Consider the following 15,157-nt stretch of genomic DNA (forward strand, 5'->3'; position numbering starts at 1 on the left):
CAGTAGATGGAGATTCGCGTGCATGTCAACACTTGTTGGCCTACAGTCGTTGACATGACCTCACCCAGTGGGACCCGGCGGTCCGATGGCACCCGGGCAGCGATCCTCGCGGCCGCCCGGCAGCGGTTCTCCGAGGACGGGTACGAGCGCGCCACCATCCGCGCGATCGCCGCCGACGCCGACATCGATCCGTCGATGGTGATGCGGTACTACGGCAACAAGGAGAAGCTTTTCGCCGCCGCGGCCGAGTTCAACCTCGAGCTGACCGGTCTGGAGGACGGACGGCCGTTGGACGAGATGGGCGCCAGACTGGCCAGTCACGTCATCCGGCTCTGGGACGGCGACGAGACGCTGATGGCGCTGTTGCGCGCGGCTGTCACGAATGACCCGGTGGCCGAAACGGCGCGCAGGATTTTCGCCACCCAGCTGGGTCCGGTGCTCAGGTCGGTCTGCCCGAACGAGGAGGAGGCGGCGAAACGGGCCGGGTTGATTTCCTCGCAGGTGCTCGGCTTGGTGTTGACCCGCTATATCCTCAAATTCCCGCCGGTCGTCGCGCTCACCAAAGAAGAGGTCGTGCACTGGCTCGGCCCGACCCTGCAGCGTTACCTGACCGGATGAAAGACGATCTGGGCGAGGAAGTCACGCTCGCCGGCCGGCCGCGGCGGATCGTGTCGCTGGTGCCGTCCCTGACCCAGAGCGTCGCGGTGACCGGTCGCGATTTGCTGGTCGGAGCGACGGATTTTTGTACGCACCCAACGGATCTGGCGGTCGCGCGGGTCGGCGGCAGCAAATATCCCCGGGTGGCCGACGTGCTCGCGTGCGAGCCCGATCTCGTGCTGGCCGACATGGATGAGAACCGCAAGGACGATGTGCTCATGCTGCGCAACGCTGGTGTGCCGGTCTGGGTGGTGAACCCGCGTACGGTCCCGCAGGCTTTGGTGTCGTTAGGCCGAATGCTGCGGATGTGCGGTCTCGGCAAGCCGGCGTGGCTGACCGACGCTGAAACCGTGTGGGCCTCGCTGCCGGAAAAGACGGAGACGGTACGCGTCGCGATCCCGGTCTGGCGACGGCCGTGGGTGCTGCTGGGCGGTGCGACGTTCTCCAGCGATCTCCTGGCGCGGCTGGGATATGTCAACGTCTTCAGCGGCGAGCGGTTTCCGAGGCCGAAGCTGGCGGAGATCCAGACATCGGGCGCGGAACTGGTGATCCTGCCCAACGAACCGTACGAGTTCACCGCCGAGGACGGCCCAGAGGCCTTTCCGGACACCGATTGTGCGCTGGTGGATGGCAGGTTCCTGACCTGGTACGGCCCGACGCTGGACGCTGGCCACCGCGCCGCAGGTTTTGGGTGCGCAGTTGAACCGTCGAATGACATAGGGTCGTGGTATGCCTGGATCGATTCTTGGGAATGCTGTCGTACGCGTCGAGGACCCTGATCTGATCCAGGGGGCGAGCGACGTATATCGACAACCTGCGCATCGACGGACTGCTGCACCTGGCGTTCGTACGATCGCCGTTCCCGCACGCCACGATCACCCGGATTGACACCTCCGACGCGGTTGCCGCGCCTGGGGTGGTCGCCGTTTTTGTCGCCAAGGACCTGGGAATCCCGGCCCATGACACGTTCCTGCCGGTCAACGCGGCGTGCAAGCGGCCGCCGCTGGCGCTGGACAAGGTCAGGTTCGTCGGGGACATGGTCGCGGTGGTGGTGGCCGAGACCAAGGCGGCGGCCGTCGACGCGGTCGAGTTGGTCGACGTCGACTACGACCCGCTGCCGTCGGTGACCGATCCTGAGCTCGCGCTGGCTCCCGACGCGCCGCTGCAGTTCCAGGAGTTGGGGTCGAACATCGCCGCTGGAGAACGGGAAGCCGACGACACGGACGTACTCGCTGACGCCGAGGTTGTCGTACGCGCGCGAATCGACAACCAGCGGATGGCGGTGGTGCCGATGGAGGGCAACGCGATCGCGGTCATTCCGGCCGGTGGAGCGCCAGCTGAGGGAACCGAGGTGGCCGGCGAATTCGAGACGACCATCTATGTCTCGACCCAGATGCCGCACGCTTTTCAGTCACTGGTAACAGGAGTATTCCCCGACATGCCGGCAGATCGGGTGCGGGTGATCGCGCCGCATGTCGGTGGCGGTTTTGGCGGCAAGGCAGGTTTGGTCGCCGAGCACAGTGTCACGATCGCGGCCGCCCGCAAGATCGGCCGGCCGGTGAAATGGATCGAGACGCGGTCGGAGAACCTGATCGCGATGCCGCACGGGCGCGCTCAGGTGCAGTACGTCGAGATGGGGCTCAAGCGGGACGGCATCATTACCGGTCTGCGCTGCCGGATGATCGGCGACACCGGTGCGTACGCGGGTTTCGGTGGTGTGCTGCCGATGCAGACGACGTATGCGATGGCTCAGGGCGTCTACAAAATTCCCAAGATTTCCTATTCAGCCGCTGCCGTACTGACCAATACGACGACAGTTGGCGCTTTCCGCGGTGCTGGCAGACCGGAAGCGGCTGCTTTCCTTGAGCGGATCATGGACATCGCCGCCGCCGAGTTGGACATCGACCCGGTTGAGCTGCGTCGGCACAATCTCCTGGAGGGAGATATCTTCCCGTACAGGACAGTGGTCGGTACGACGTACGACTCCGGAGATTATGCGGCTCCGCTGAAAAAAAACTGCTGGAGCTGGCGGACTATCCGGCGTTGCGGGCCGAGCAGGCGAAGCGGCGGGCGAATGGGGACGTACGTCAGCTGGGCCTTGGCCTTGGTGTGTATGTCGAGGTCACCAGCGGTGGTGGCGGGCAGGAATACGGCGCTGTCACCGTGCATGACGACGGCTCGGCGACCATCGCGGTGGGCACGTCCGGGCACGGGCAGGGGCACCCGACTTCGTTCTCGATGCTGGTGTCGGACGCGCTCGGCATCCCGATGGACCAGATCACGTTCGTACAGTCGGACACCGCTTTGGTGCCACGCGGCGGCGGCACCGGCGGCTCGCGATCGCTGCAGGTGGGCGGAAACGCGGTGAACCTGGCCGCTGGAGCGGTGCTGCGGCGGGCGCGGGATCTGGCGGCGAATCTGCTGGAGGCGAATGTCGACGACGTGATGCTGGCCGAAGGCGGTGGACTGGGCGTTCGGGGCGTACCCACCGCCACGGTGAGCTGGTCGGAGCTGGCCGTGGCGGCCCAGGCCGACGGCGGACCGCTGGAAGCGGCGTTGGATTTCCAGCAGGCGGACGGAACTTTCCCGTTCGGAGCCCATCTTTCGGTGGTCGAGGTGGACACCGAAACCGGCTTCGTCAAGCCGCTCCGGCACCTCGCGGTCGACGACTGCGGGCGGATCCTGAACCCGCTTATCGTGCAGGGACAACAGCACGGCGGGATGGCGCAGGGCATCGCGCAGGCGCTCTGGGAGCAGTTCGTCTACGACGAGGACGGCAACCCGCAGACCGGCACGCTGGTCGACTACACGATTCCGACCGCGGCCGACCTGCCGCCGTTGCAGACCGCCAACACCGAAACCCCGACGCCGCTGAATCCGTTGGGCGCCAAGGGAATCGGCGAGTCCGCCACGATCGGGTCGACGCCGGCCGTACAGAACGCGGTGGTCGACGCGCTGGCTGGCCATCTGGGCGTCCGGCACATCGACATGCCGTGCACCCCGCAACGGGTCTGGTCGGCGATCTCGGCCGCGCGGTCGGGCACGCTGCCCGCCCTCTGGCGGGAGCCACCGGCCGCGCTGGCGGACCTGCCGGTGCGTACGAGCCGAGCCTCCGGTGGCGAAGCGATCTAGTGTCCTGGGTCCGAAGTTCGTTGCTTTATTCGGTGATCCAGACGGTGGCCTGAGTGCGCCGGAGGATCGTCCTCATACTGGTGGTATGTGGGCGATTCTCCGGTGCTCTCAGTCGCCGTCTGGGCGCCGGAGAAAGTAGCGAACTTCGGGCGCAGGACACTAGATCCGGTATGTGTTGGGCGTGGTCCGGTGTTGGGACTGAGACAGGTAAGACGAGACAGGGAGCATTCGTGGGGCTGAAAGTTGGCTACAAGGCGTCGGCGGAGCAGTTCGGGCCGCGTGACCTGGTGGAATATGCCGTACGAGCCGAGGAAGTGGGCCTGGACAGCGTGGTCGTCTCGGACCACTTCCTGCCCTGGCGGCACGAGGGCGGACACGCCCCGTTCGCGCTGACCTGGATGGCGGCGGTGGGGGAGCGTACGAGCCGCGTACAGATCGGCACCAGCGTGCTGACCCCGACCTTCCGCTACAACCCGGCGGTCATCGCACAGGCCTTCGCGACCATGGCGGTCCTTTACAACGACCGGATCATGCTCGGGGTGGGCACTGGTGAGGCGCTGAACGAGATCGCCGTCTCCGGCCGGGAGTGGCCGGAGTTCAAGGAGCGGTTCGCCCGGCTGCGCGAGGCAGTGCAGCTCATTCGTGCGCTGTGGACGCAGGACTCGGTCGACTTCGACGGCGATTACTACAAGCTCGTCAATGCGCAGATCTATGACCGGCCCAAGACGCCCGTACCGGTCTACGTGGCCGCCGGCGGCCCGGTGGTCGCGAAATACGCCGGTCGCGCCGGCGAGGGCATCATCTGCACGTCCGGCAAGGGCATGGAGCTTTTTACACCGACAAGCTGATGCCGGCCGTCGCCGAGGGCGCGGCCGCCGCCGATCGGGACCCGGCGCAGGTCGACCGGATGATCGAGATCAAGATCTCGTACGACCGCGATCCCGAGGTGGCGTTGGAAAACACCCGCTTCTGGGCGCCGCTATCCCTCACTCCGGAGCAGAAGCACTCGGTTGGCTCCGCACAGGAGATGGAGCGGCTCGCCGACGAGCTTCCGATCGATCAGGTCGCCAAGCGCTGGATCGTCGCGTCCAACCCCGAGGACGCCGTTGCCCAGATCAAGCAGTACGTGGACGCCGGCCTCAACCACCTCGTGATGCACGGCCCCGGCGCTGACCAGAACCGCTTCCTCACCCAGTTCTCCGAGGACGTCCTCCCGCTGCTGCGCGCTCTCTAACCCCAAGCGTGCATGGGGCTGGATTTCCGTCGAGTGCGGGACTTTATCCCGCACTCGACGTCGAGTGCGGGATAAAGTCCCGCACTCGACGAGGGACCCCCCGTTGCGGGGAGCCACTCCAGTTGGGTGGGGATTACCGAGAGTGGCTATTCGAAGGAGTGGGCGTCGGTGGGGAACTGGCCCGTACGTACCTCGTCGGCGTAGTGCGCGACGGCGTCGTTCAGGACCGTACGCATGTCGGCGTACTGCTTGACGAACCGCGGCAGCTTTCCGCCGCGCAGGCCGGCCATGTCCTGCCAGACCAGCACCTGCGCGTCGCAGTTCGGGCCCGCGCCGATGCCGACCGTCGGAATCCGTAGCTCGCCGGTGATCCGCTTGGCCACCTCGGACGGCACCATTTCCAGGACGACCGCGAAGGCGCCGGCTTCGGCCAGGCAGATCGCGTCGTGCACCAGCCGGTCGCCGTCGCTGCCACGGCCTTGTACGCGGTAGCCGCCGAGGGTGTGCTCGTGCTGCGGGGTGAAGCCGATGTGCGCCATCACCGGGATGCCGGCTCCGGTCAGTGCCTCCACCTGCGGCGCTACCCGTCGGCCGCCCTCCAGCTTGACGGCCTGCGCGCCGGCTTTCATGAACCTCACCGCCGTGCCCAGTGCCTGCTCGGCGGACGCCTCGAACGAGCCGAACGGCAGGTCGGCGATGACCAGCGCCCGCTGGGTGCTTCGTACGACCGCTCTGACCAGCGGCAACAGGTCGTCGACGGTGACCGGAAGAGTGGTGTCGTAGCCGAACACGTTGTTCGACGCCGAGTCGCCGACCAGCAGTACGGGGATGCCGGCCTCGTCGAAGATGATCGCCGTGTACTGGTCGTAGCTGGTCAGCATCGGCCAGCGCTCGCCGTGCTCCTTGGCCGTGTGCAGGTCGCGAATGCGTACCCGCCGATGGACCGCGCCGCCGTACAGGCTGGGTTCGGTGGATGGATTCTGAGCCATCGCAGTCTCCTTTGGAGTGTGCCTCGAAGCGCGGATATCCCGCGTCCCCGGGTTAGTGACCAGCGTGGCACGCCGGCGTCGCGGCCGCGCTGAGAAACATTTCACAGCAAGCGGTGCGGCGCATTTCTGTCAGTGCCGGCTGGTCGACTTCCTCTCGGCGAGGAAGGAGTGCACCATGGGCGTCATGACTGCGGAAGCTTTCACCGGCTTGACCTCGGGCCGCGCCTTCACGGTGCGCGACCTGGAGGCGATGCCGGATGACGGCCACCGGTACGAACTCATCGACGGGACGCTCATCGTGAGCCCCGCGCCGGGTTGGCGGCACCAAACGGTCGCCGGTGAGCTGTTTGTCGTCCTCCGGGCGGCGCGCCCGGACGGGTTCGTGGTGGTGGCCGCGCCCTTCGCGGTCCAGCCGTCGGATTCGACCGAGTTGCAGCCTGATGTGCTGGTCGGTCGTTTTGACGACTTCACCGAGAAGAATTTGCCAGTGGCGCCGCTGCTGGTGGTCGAGGTGCTGTCGCCCAGCACGGCACTGAACGATCTCAACTACAAGAAGGCCGCGTATGCGCGAATGGGCGTCGCCTCCTATTGGGTCATCGACCCGGTCTCGGTGACGCTGACCGTTTTCGAGCTGACCAGCGAAGGTGCGTACGAGTTGCTGGCCAAGGTCAGTGGGGATGAGATTTTCCAGGCGGACAAGCCATATCCGGTGACGGTGGTGCCACGCGCGTTGCTCGGCCAGTTGGCCGACTGACCCGGGAACTCGCGCGGCCGTCACCTATTGACGGACCGGTTCCTTGACAGTTGTGCCGCCTACGGTCGACACGGCGATCGCCGCGAACAGCGCGATCGCGGCGAAGATGTAGAAACCCCACGGATAGGCGATGCCCGCGGTGAGCAGCGCGCCGCCGATCAGCGGACCACAGATCGCGCCGATCCGGCCGACGCCGGCGGTCCAGCCGAGACCGGTCGCGCGGGCGTGCGAGGGATAGGTACGGGTGACGTACGCGTAAACCAGGACCTGCGCGCTGAACACGAAGCCGCCGGCGAGGAAAACCGCGATGTAGAGGCCGACCGCCGGGATGTTGACGCTCAGCAGCGCGAGGAAAACCGCGCCGACGGCGAACCAACTGATGGTCGAGCGGCTGATGCCGATCCGGTCGGCGACATAGCCGGCAACCAGAAGCCCGATGACGCCACCGAAGTTGAGGGTCAGCAGCAGACCCAGCGCGGCGCCGAGTTCGTAGCCGGCCTGACGCATGATTTCCGGCAGCCAGGTATTCAGCCCGTACACCAAAATCAGGCCCAGGAAGGACGTGACCCAGAACGCGATCGTCCGCCAGACCAGCTTGCCGGAGAACAGTGTGGCGATCGCGGCTCGCAGGGTCGGCTTCGCCTCGGCCGTGACCGGCGAGTCAGGCAGGTAGCGGATCATCAGCGGCACCAGCACAAGGCAGGGCAGGGCGCCGAAAACGAAGAGCGCCTGCCAGCCGAGCGTCTTGATGAACAGGATGCCCAGCAGTGCCGTCGCCATCGCGCCGACGTGATAGCCGGTCATGATCACCGTCGTTGCGGTGCTTGCCTTGCCGGTACGCGCGTAATGCTCAGAAGTCAGCGTGATAGCGGTGGGCAGGCAGCCGCCAAGGCCGATCCCGGCGAGCAGCCGCAACAGTCCGAAGATCGGTGCCGACGGCGCGAAAGCGCACAGCAGCGTAAAAGTCGAGAAGGTGATCACCGAAATGATCACCGCGCGACGCCGCCCGATCAGATCGGTGACCGTACCGATCAGCATCGCGCCAAACGTCATCCCGACCAGCCCCACCGTCGAGATCAGTGTCGCGGTCGCTGGCGTGAGGCCCCAGATATGGCCGGCCAGCAGCACCGGCAGCACCGTGCCGAGCACCACCAGGTCGAACCCGTCGAGCAACACCGCCGTCCAACACAGCGGCAGCACCCATCCTCGTCTGGTGGTCGTTTCGGTAGCGCTCATCGAGTCTCCCAGCATGTCGATGTTCGCATGGCGAACAGAAATTCGCTATGTGAACAGACTCTAGCGGCCCCGCCTGGGTCGCAGAAGAGGGGAACGGCTGTGAGTCCTGCTCGCTGGAAGGTGCGTGCGGCGCGTTTCTGTCGCACCGGGCTGGTCGACTTCCTCTTGACAGGGAAGGAGGGCACGATGGTGGTCATGACACAAGAGGCTTTCACCGGCTCGACCTCGGGACGCCCTTTCGCGGTGCGTGACTTGGAGGCAATGCCGGCTGATGGTCATCGGTACGAGCTCATTGACGGGATGCTCATGGTGAGCCCCGCGCCAGGCAGGCGGCATCAGAAGATCATCGGCAAGCTGTACGGCCTCCTGGAAGCGGCCTGCCCGCCGGAGTGCGACGTGGTGGTCGGGCCTTTCGCGGTCCAGCCGTCGTATTCGACCGAGTTGCAGCCTGACGTGCTGGTCGGTCGTTTTGACGACTTCACCGAGAAGAACTTGCCAGTGGCACCGCTGCTGGCGGTCGAGGTGCTGTCGCCGAGCACAGCTCTGAACGACCTGAACACAAAGAAGGCGGCATATGCCCGGATGGGCGTGACCTCCTACTGGGTGGTCAATCCGACCCCCATCGAGCTGACAGTTTTCAAGCTGACCAGCGAAGGTGCGTACGAATTGGTGGCCAAGATCAGCGGGGATGAGACGTTTTCAACGGACCGGCCATATCCGGTGACGGTGGTGCCGCGTGCGCTGCTCGGGCGGCTCGCCGACCAGCCGTAGGCGTGACTTCGTCGTTGGACTGGTGCAGAACGTCGCCTTTCCGCTGCCCATCCCGGTGATCTGCCAGCTGGTGGGCGAAGTCGCTGGCGATCACTGTTCGCACGGCTCCCGGGTGTGCGGCTGGCGGTAACCGAATCCGAGGATGCCCGGCGCCCGTCCATGCCGATGCGTGGACCTGTCGCCGTCCCTGGTCACGTGGGACTAGCGGTTGGCGGGAGCGGCTGCAGCCCGTCGCGCCAAAGCTGGTCGGCGTAACCGTGGATGGCGGGCGAGCCGCCCAGGTGCAGGACAAGGACGCGCCGGCCGAGCGTCGGGCCGGCGGCCAGGTCGATCAGGCCGCGGATCGTCGACCCTCGTAGACCGGGTCGGCGACCAGGCCTTCGGTGGTGGCGAAGAGTCGGACGGCGGCGAGGACGGCGTCGCTGGCCACGCCGTATGGCGATTCGTCCGCGACCACGATCTCGACCCGCTCCGGACCAATCCTGTTTGGCAGGCCGAGTTCGGCGAGGGTCGCGTTGGCCAGCCGTAGGACGCGTTCGCGCTTGCGCGTCTGGTGGCCGTCATCGGAGACGCCGATGACCCGCGTGTCGGCGTCCAGCGCGGCAAACCCGGCGAGCAGGCCTGCCTGCGTGCCACTGCTTCCCGTGCAGTGCAGCACGGTGTCGAACTCCACTCCCCACTCGGCGCTTTGAATGGCGATCTCGGAGGCGCAGAGCACATAGCCGAGGCCGCCGAGCGGGTGATCCGAGCCGCCCCGGGGAATGACGTACGGCCGGCGGCCCTGCGCGCGCAGATGATCGGCGAGCGCCTCGAGCTGCCCGTGCTCACCGAGGCCCCGGACGGTTTCGTCGAGTAGTAGAGCTCAGCGCCGAGCAGTTCGCTGAGCAGCGGGTTCCCGGCCGCCCGATAGGCCTTGCCCGGCTCCGCTGTCCAGCCGTTGTGCAGCAGCGCGCAGTGCAGCCCGGTCCGGGCGGCGGCCGCGGCGGTCTGCCGGGTGTGGTTGGACTGGATGGATGGCGCCGACCGTCACCAGCGTGTCGGCGCCCTGCGCGATCGCGTCGCCGACCAGGAACTCCAGCTTGCGGGTCTTGTTGCCGCCGCCGGCGAGGCCGGTCAGGTCGTCCCGTTTGATCCAGAGCTCCGGGCCGCCGAGCCGTCCGGACAATCGCTTGAGCGGGTGCATCGGGGTCGGAAGGATGGCCAGTCTGGCCCGGTTTTTGCCGGACACCAAGAAATCGAGCAGCATCCGACCAGCATCACCGCGGCCTCTTCGGTACGTCCAGTGAAACTCGGCGTGCCCCGGCGTAAGATCTGCTAACGATGTTGGATCTGCGACGGGTGCGCGTGCTGTGCGAGCTCAGCCGTTGCGGCACCATCGCGGCCACCGCCCGGGTTCTGGGCTTTCACGCCGTCGGCGGTGTCGCAGCAGCTGTCAGCCCTGGAACGGGAGACCGGCGTCCAGCTGCTGGAACGCGACGGCCGCCGGGTGTTGCTGCTGACGCCGGCGGCACGGGCATTGGTGGAGCGCGGCCAACGAATCGTCGACGACCTCGACGCGGCCGCCGCGGAGCTGCACGCGGCGCGTACGACGGTCGAGGGCGAGGTCCGGGTCGGCGCCTTCCCGTCCGCCGCTACCGCGCTGGTCGTGCCGGCCGGTCAGGTGATCGCGAAGCGGTTCCCGGCGGTCAGCCTCGGCATCCTGGAGACGGACCCGGCGGACGGCCTGCGGCTGCTGCGTTCCGGAGCGCTCGACATTCTGGTCACGTACGAGTACGACCTGCTGACGCCGCTGTCCGACGGCGGCACGATCTCGGTCCACCTCCTCGACGACCCGGTCGTGGTCGCGTTGCCGGCCGGCCATCGACTGGCCGCCGCGGAGTCGATCGCCATCGCGGACCTGTCCGGCGAGAGGTGGATCGCGGGTCTGGTGGGCACCGCTTTCGGCCTGCTCGTCCAGCGCGCCTGCCGGGCCGCCGGCTTCGAGCCGCTGATCGCCCACCGGGCTCGCGAATTCAGGGTCCAGGAAGCACTCGCCAGCGCCGGCCTCGGCATCGCCCTGCTGCCGAACCTCGGTCGTACGACCGATCCGCCCGGGGGTGTCCGGTTCGTCGCGCTGCGCCCGCCGATCTTCCGAAAGGTGCACGTCACCTTCCGGCGCGGCTCCGACCAGCGCCCAGCGGTGGCTGTCACCCTCCGCGAGCTGACTCGCGCGAGCGCAGGACACTAAGTCGATCCCCTGGAGAAAACCCAGATCCCTTACGCCCAGCTGGCGAACTCGACGTTTGCGCTGGCGAAGGCCGCGGTCCCGTAGGCATTCAGCCGTGTTCGCGCCAGCCGTTGGTCATTCGGGAGGCGGCGGTCGCGGCCGAAGGCCTTTCCGGTGATTTTTGGCCCAGGGGGGCGGACTGCCGGCGCTTGTATTCGGCGAGGTCGACCGAGCGTACGACCCGGTCGACGATCGCCGGGTCGTGGCCGGCCGCCAGCAGGTCGGCGCGGCCCAGGTCGCCGTCGACGTAGCCGGACAGGATCGCGTCCAGTTGTTCGTACGGGGGCAGCGAATCGGTGTCCAGCTGGCCGGGCCGCAGCTCGGCGGACGGCGGTTTGCTGATCGCGTTTTCCGGGATCGGCGGGGTTTGGCCACGGCGGACGGCTTCTTCGTTGCGCCAGCGGGAAAGTCGCCACACCGTTGTCTTCAGTACGTCCTTGATCGGGTTGAAGCCGCCGCATGAATCGCCGTAGAGGGTGGAATAACCCATCGCCAGCTCACTCTTGTTGCCAGTGGTCAGCACGAGATGGCCTTCGGAATTGGACAGTCCCATCAGGACGATCGCGCCGCGCAACCTGGCCTGCAGGTTCTCCTCGGCGAGGCCGGTGAAACCGAGTTCGCCGTTGATGGCCTCGACGAAGCCGGCGATCGGCACGATCCGAAAGTCCAGCCCGATCCGCTTGGCCAGGTCGGCCGCGTCGCTTTGCGAATGGTCCGAGGAGTATTTGGTCGGCATCGAGACGCCGACCACGTTCGCGGGCCCGATCGCGTCGGCCGCGATCGCCGCCACGATGCTGGAGTCGATGCCGCCGGACAGCCCCAACACCACCGAGCGGAAGCCGTTTTTCTTGATGTAGTCCTGAAGTCCGAGCACCAGCGCCGACCACACCTCGCCGTCGGCGGACAGTCGCTCAGCCACCCGTACGAGCGCGGGCGACGTGATCGGCGGCACGGCCGGCAGCTCCAGCCGGAGCCGCTCGACGGCCATTGCGGCCAGCTCACCATCCACAGTGGACCTCGCCGGCTCGAGATCGAGATCGACCACGAGCAGCTCTTCGGCGAACTGCGCGGCCCGCGCCAGCAGCTCGCCATGGGCGTCCACGACCAGCGAGTCACCGTCGAAGACCAGCTCGTCCTGCCCACCGAGGATGTTCACGTACGCCAGCGGGGCACCGGCCTCGCGGGCCCGTCGCTGGCAGAGCTCCAGCCGGCCGTCGCTCTTGGTCTGCTCGTACGGCGACGCGTTGATGCTCAGCACCAGGTTGACGCCGGCCTCGCCGGCGGCGGTGACCGGGCCACCGGTGGCCCACATGTCCTCGCAGATGACGATCGCGAGGTCGACATCGCCGTCCGGCAGCCCCAACCGGATGATCGGCAGCCGGTCACCGCGGTTGAAATACCGGTCTTCGTCGAAGACGCCGTAGTTTGGCAAGTAGTGCTTGAAATACTTGGTGACGACCTGGCCGTCGTAAAGCAGTGCGGCGGCGTTGCGGGGGCCGCCGCCGGTGCCGTCGTCCGGGCCGCGGGTCAGCGGCCCGTCCAGGTCGTAGTAGCCGGTGACGACCGCGATCTCGCCGAGCCCTTCGGCCCGCAGTCGGGTGGCAAGCCGGGCCAGCTCGGCGCGGCTCGCGTCCGCGAAGGAATCCCGGTAGAGCAGGTCCTCGGCGGGATAGCCGGTCAGGAACATCTCGCCGACCGCGACGATCCCGGCGCCGGCCGCGTGCGCGCGCCGGGCCGCGTCGAGGACGAGGTTCGCGTTGCCGGCGATGTCGCCGACCACCGGGTCGAGCTGGGCCAGGGCCACACGCAGCTTGGGCATAGCCATATTCTCCAGGTTGCCGGCCGAACCGCACCGCGGGTGTGGCCGACGTGACGCTCGTCCGTACGGCCGCCCGTTCAGGCAGCGGTTGGTCATGACGGGGTAAAAGGTCCGCCTTTGGTGGCATGGGCATGTCACTATTTCGACACCGGCCACCCGCGGCATTTCTAAGAAGGCGAAGAACATGAGTCAACCTGGCTACCCACCAGCCGACCAGCCGTACGGGCAACAGCAACCGCAGGACGCACCCCCGGTGCCACCGGCGTACGGACAGCAGCCCAGTTATGACCCCCAGCAGGCGTACGGTCAGCAGCCGCAGCAGGGCTACGGCCAGCCCCAACCCGGATATGGCCAGCCCCAGCAGGGCTACGGCCAGCCCCAGCAGGGCTACCAGCAGCCCCCACAACAGGGCTACCAGCAGCCCGCGCCGCAGGGCTACGGCCAGCAGCCGTTCCAGGGCCAGCCGCAGTACGGCGCCCAGCCGTTCGGCGGCCCGTCTCCGTACCAGCCGCAGCGCCAGGCCGGCTTCATGGGCTGGGTCTCGTCGCTGCCGCCGTGGCTGTTCTACGTGGCGCCGATCGTCCTGATCATCTTCGGTGTCATCCTCACCGTCGTCGTACGAGTGGTCAGCCAGGACAACCCGATCGCCCTGATCTTCCTGTTCCCGGTGCTGATCGCCCTCTGGGTGTTTCGGATCGGCATGCGGATCATTCGTGGGGGCAACCGCTTTCGCCGGTGAGACACGCCGTGTCGGCCGCCCCTGTAACGAGCCCGAAACACGTCGGCGGCACACTCTGCCCTGTTGGATAGTTGTCTGAACGGGACAGAGTGAGCCGCGGGCCGGTTGACGGCGTCGACAGGGGGATAGATGGTGGACCGCCAGCAGGAGTTCGTGTTGCGAACCCTGGAAGAGCGCGACATCCGGTTCGTCCGGCTCTGGTTCACCGACATCCTCGGCACCCTCAAGTCGGTGTCGGTGGCGCCGGCCGAGCTGGAGTCCGCGTTCGAGGAGGGCATCGGCTTCGACGGGTCCGCGATCGAGGGCTTCGCCCGGGTGTACGAGTCCGACATGGTCGCCATGCCAGACCCGTCCAGCTTCCAGGTCTTCGTTCCGTTCGAGGGCGGGCTGCACGGCGAGAGCGCGCGGATGTTCTGCGACATCAAGATGCCGGACGGGTCGCCTTCCTGGGCTGACCCGCGGCACGTGCTCCGGCGCGCGCTGGACCGGGCCTCGGAAAAGGGTTTCAGCTTCTACACCCACCCGAGATCGAGTTCTATCTGATGGACGAGGTGCCGGCGGACGGCTCGCCGCCCATCCCGGTGGACAGCGGCGGCTATTTCGACCACACCACCCACTCGGCCGCCCGCGACTTTCGCCGGCAGGCCGTGTTGGCGCTGGAACGGATCGGCATCTCGGTGGAGTTCAGCCACCACGAGGTCGCGCCCGGCCAGCAGGAGATCGATCTGCGATATGCGGACGCGCTCGCGACCGCCGACAACGTGATGACCTTCCGGCATGTGGTGAAGGAGGTCGCGCTGTCGCAGGGCGTCTACGCGACCTTCATGCCCAAGCCGTTCTCGGACCAGCCCGGCTCCGGCATGCACACCCATCTTTCGCTGTTCACCGGCGAAAAACAACGCGTTCCACGACCCGACCGACGGGATGAAGCTGTCGACGGTCGGCCGCCAGTTCATCGCCGGCCTGCTGGTGCACGCGCGGGAGTTCACCGCGGTCACTAACCAGTGGGTCAACTCGTACAAGCGCCTCTTCGGCGCTCCGCTGGACGGTCGCATCACTGAGTCGCCGGCGTACGTCTGCTGGGGCCACCTGAACAGGTCCGCGCTGGTCAGGGTGCCCGCGTACGGGAAAGCGAACTCGGCCCGCGTCGAGGTCCGCTCGATTGACTCCGCCTGCAACCCGTATCTGACCTTCGCGGTGCTGCTGGCCGCGGGCCTCCGCGGCATCGAAAAGGGTTATGAGCTGCCAGCTGGCGCCGAGGACGACGTGTCGGCGCTGACCGAGGCCGAGCGGCGGGCGATGGGTTTCACCGACCTCCCGCACAATCTGTCCGACGCGCTGCGGGTGATGGAGACCAGCGAGCTGATCGCCGAGACGCTCGGCGAGCACGTTTTCGACTTCTTCCTGAAGAACAAGCGCGCCGAGTGGGAAGACTTCCGCAGCCAGGTCACCCCGTACGAGCGAATGCGCTACCTGCCCTCGCTCTAGACGTTCGCGGCCGGTGGGTTCAACGAACCCCATTGCGGTCTACGCGTTCGACCCCCTAGCGTGGCAGCAACA

At 67.1% G+C, this 15,157-nt stretch carries 12 protein-coding genes and 3 pseudogenes; 10 read left to right on the top strand and 5 right to left on the bottom strand.

Annotated features, from left to right (window positions below; all coding sequences use genetic code 11):
• Positions 1-54: 54 nt before the first annotated feature.
• The 5 genes and pseudogenes from GNX96_RS26400 to fgd all read left to right on the top strand — a co-directional run bounded on the left by GNX96_RS26400 (position 55) and on the right by fgd (position 5,023).
• Positions 55-618 carry a TetR/AcrR family transcriptional regulator gene (locus GNX96_RS26400; protein ID WP_163570214.1) on the top strand — a complete coding sequence of 188 codons (564 nt, stop codon included), beginning with the start codon at positions 55-57 and terminating at the stop codon, positions 616-618.
• Entirely contained in the window at positions 615-1,436 is an 822-nt protein-coding gene (locus GNX96_RS26405; RefSeq protein ID WP_279581544.1) for a helical backbone metal receptor, read from the top strand. The genes GNX96_RS26400 and GNX96_RS26405 overlap by 4 nt, the downstream gene beginning before the upstream one ends.
• 23 nt (positions 1,437-1,459) lie before the next feature.
• Positions 1,460-2,578, top strand: a pseudogene (locus GNX96_RS55360) (xanthine dehydrogenase family protein molybdopterin-binding subunit); the annotation flags it as partial.
• A 122-nt stretch (positions 2,579-2,700) separates the two neighbouring features.
• Positions 2,701-3,789 (top strand): xanthine dehydrogenase family protein molybdopterin-binding subunit, encoded by a 1,089-nt coding sequence (locus tag GNX96_RS55365; RefSeq protein WP_279581545.1) that lies wholly within the window; start codon positions 2,701-2,703, stop codon positions 3,787-3,789.
• Positions 3,790-4,019: 230 nt separating this feature from the next.
• Positions 4,020-5,023 (top strand): annotated as a pseudogene (gene fgd, locus GNX96_RS26415) (glucose-6-phosphate dehydrogenase (coenzyme-F420)).
• A 146-nt stretch (positions 5,024-5,169) separates the two neighbouring features.
• On the opposite strand, the gene panB reads toward fgd, so the two are convergent.
• Positions 5,170-6,012, bottom strand: a complete 843-nt coding sequence (gene panB, locus GNX96_RS26420) for a 3-methyl-2-oxobutanoate hydroxymethyltransferase (protein WP_163570215.1) — start codon at positions 6,010-6,012, stop codon at positions 5,170-5,172.
• Positions 6,013-6,187: 175 nt separating this feature from the next.
• Here panB and GNX96_RS26425 point away from each other — a divergent pair, with 175 nt between their 5' ends.
• Positions 6,188-6,766, top strand: a complete 579-nt coding sequence (locus GNX96_RS26425) for a Uma2 family endonuclease (RefSeq protein ID WP_279581546.1) — start codon at positions 6,188-6,190, stop codon at positions 6,764-6,766.
• Between the two features lie 24 nt (positions 6,767-6,790).
• On the opposite strand, the gene GNX96_RS26430 is transcribed toward GNX96_RS26425, so the two are convergent.
• Positions 6,791-8,002: an MFS transporter gene (locus tag GNX96_RS26430; protein WP_163570217.1), complete on the bottom strand. Its 1,212-nt coding sequence runs from the start codon at positions 8,000-8,002 to the stop codon at positions 6,791-6,793.
• Between the two features lie 186 nt (positions 8,003-8,188).
• On the opposite strand from GNX96_RS26430, the gene GNX96_RS26435 reads away from it, so the two are divergent.
• Entirely contained in the window at positions 8,189-8,773 is a 585-nt protein-coding gene (locus GNX96_RS26435) for a Uma2 family endonuclease (RefSeq protein ID WP_163570219.1), read from the top strand.
• 331 nt (positions 8,774-9,104) lie between these two features.
• On the opposite strand, the gene GNX96_RS55370 is transcribed toward GNX96_RS26435, so the two are convergent.
• On the bottom strand, positions 9,105-9,566 hold the full coding sequence (locus tag GNX96_RS55370) for a pyridoxal-phosphate dependent enzyme (RefSeq protein ID WP_279581577.1): 462 nt from the start codon (positions 9,564-9,566) through the stop codon (positions 9,105-9,107).
• 69 nt (positions 9,567-9,635) lie between these two features.
• Complete coding sequence (locus GNX96_RS55375; protein ID WP_279581547.1) at positions 9,636-10,019, bottom strand: pyridoxal-phosphate dependent enzyme; 384 nt, start codon at positions 10,017-10,019, stop codon at positions 9,636-9,638.
• 171 nt (positions 10,020-10,190) lie between these two features.
• On the opposite strand from GNX96_RS55375, the gene GNX96_RS26445 reads away from it, so the two are divergent.
• Positions 10,191-11,000, top strand: a complete 810-nt coding sequence (locus tag GNX96_RS26445) for a LysR family transcriptional regulator (protein ID WP_163570297.1) — start codon at positions 10,191-10,193, stop codon at positions 10,998-11,000.
• Positions 11,001-11,088: 88 nt separating this feature from the next.
• Here GNX96_RS26445 and GNX96_RS26450 read toward each other — a convergent pair whose 3' ends face one another.
• Positions 11,089-12,858, bottom strand: coding sequence for an NAD+ synthase (locus GNX96_RS26450; protein WP_279581548.1), 1,770 nt, complete (start codon positions 12,856-12,858; stop codon positions 11,089-11,091).
• 184 nt (positions 12,859-13,042) lie between these two features.
• On the opposite strand from GNX96_RS26450, the gene GNX96_RS26455 reads away from it, so the two are divergent.
• Positions 13,043-13,597 carry a hypothetical protein gene (locus tag GNX96_RS26455; RefSeq protein WP_163570181.1) on the top strand — a complete coding sequence of 185 codons (555 nt, stop codon included), beginning with the start codon at positions 13,043-13,045 and terminating at the stop codon, positions 13,595-13,597.
• A gap of 132 nt (positions 13,598-13,729) precedes the next feature.
• Positions 13,730-15,085 (top strand): annotated as a pseudogene (glnA, locus tag GNX96_RS26460) (type I glutamate--ammonia ligase).
• Positions 15,086-15,157 lie beyond the last annotated feature (72 nt).

The sequence above is a fragment of the Fodinicola feengrottensis genome (genome assembly GCF_010993775.1).
In the GTDB taxonomy this organism is placed as follows: Bacteria; Actinomycetota; Actinomycetes; order Mycobacteriales; family HKI-0501; genus Fodinicola; species Fodinicola feengrottensis.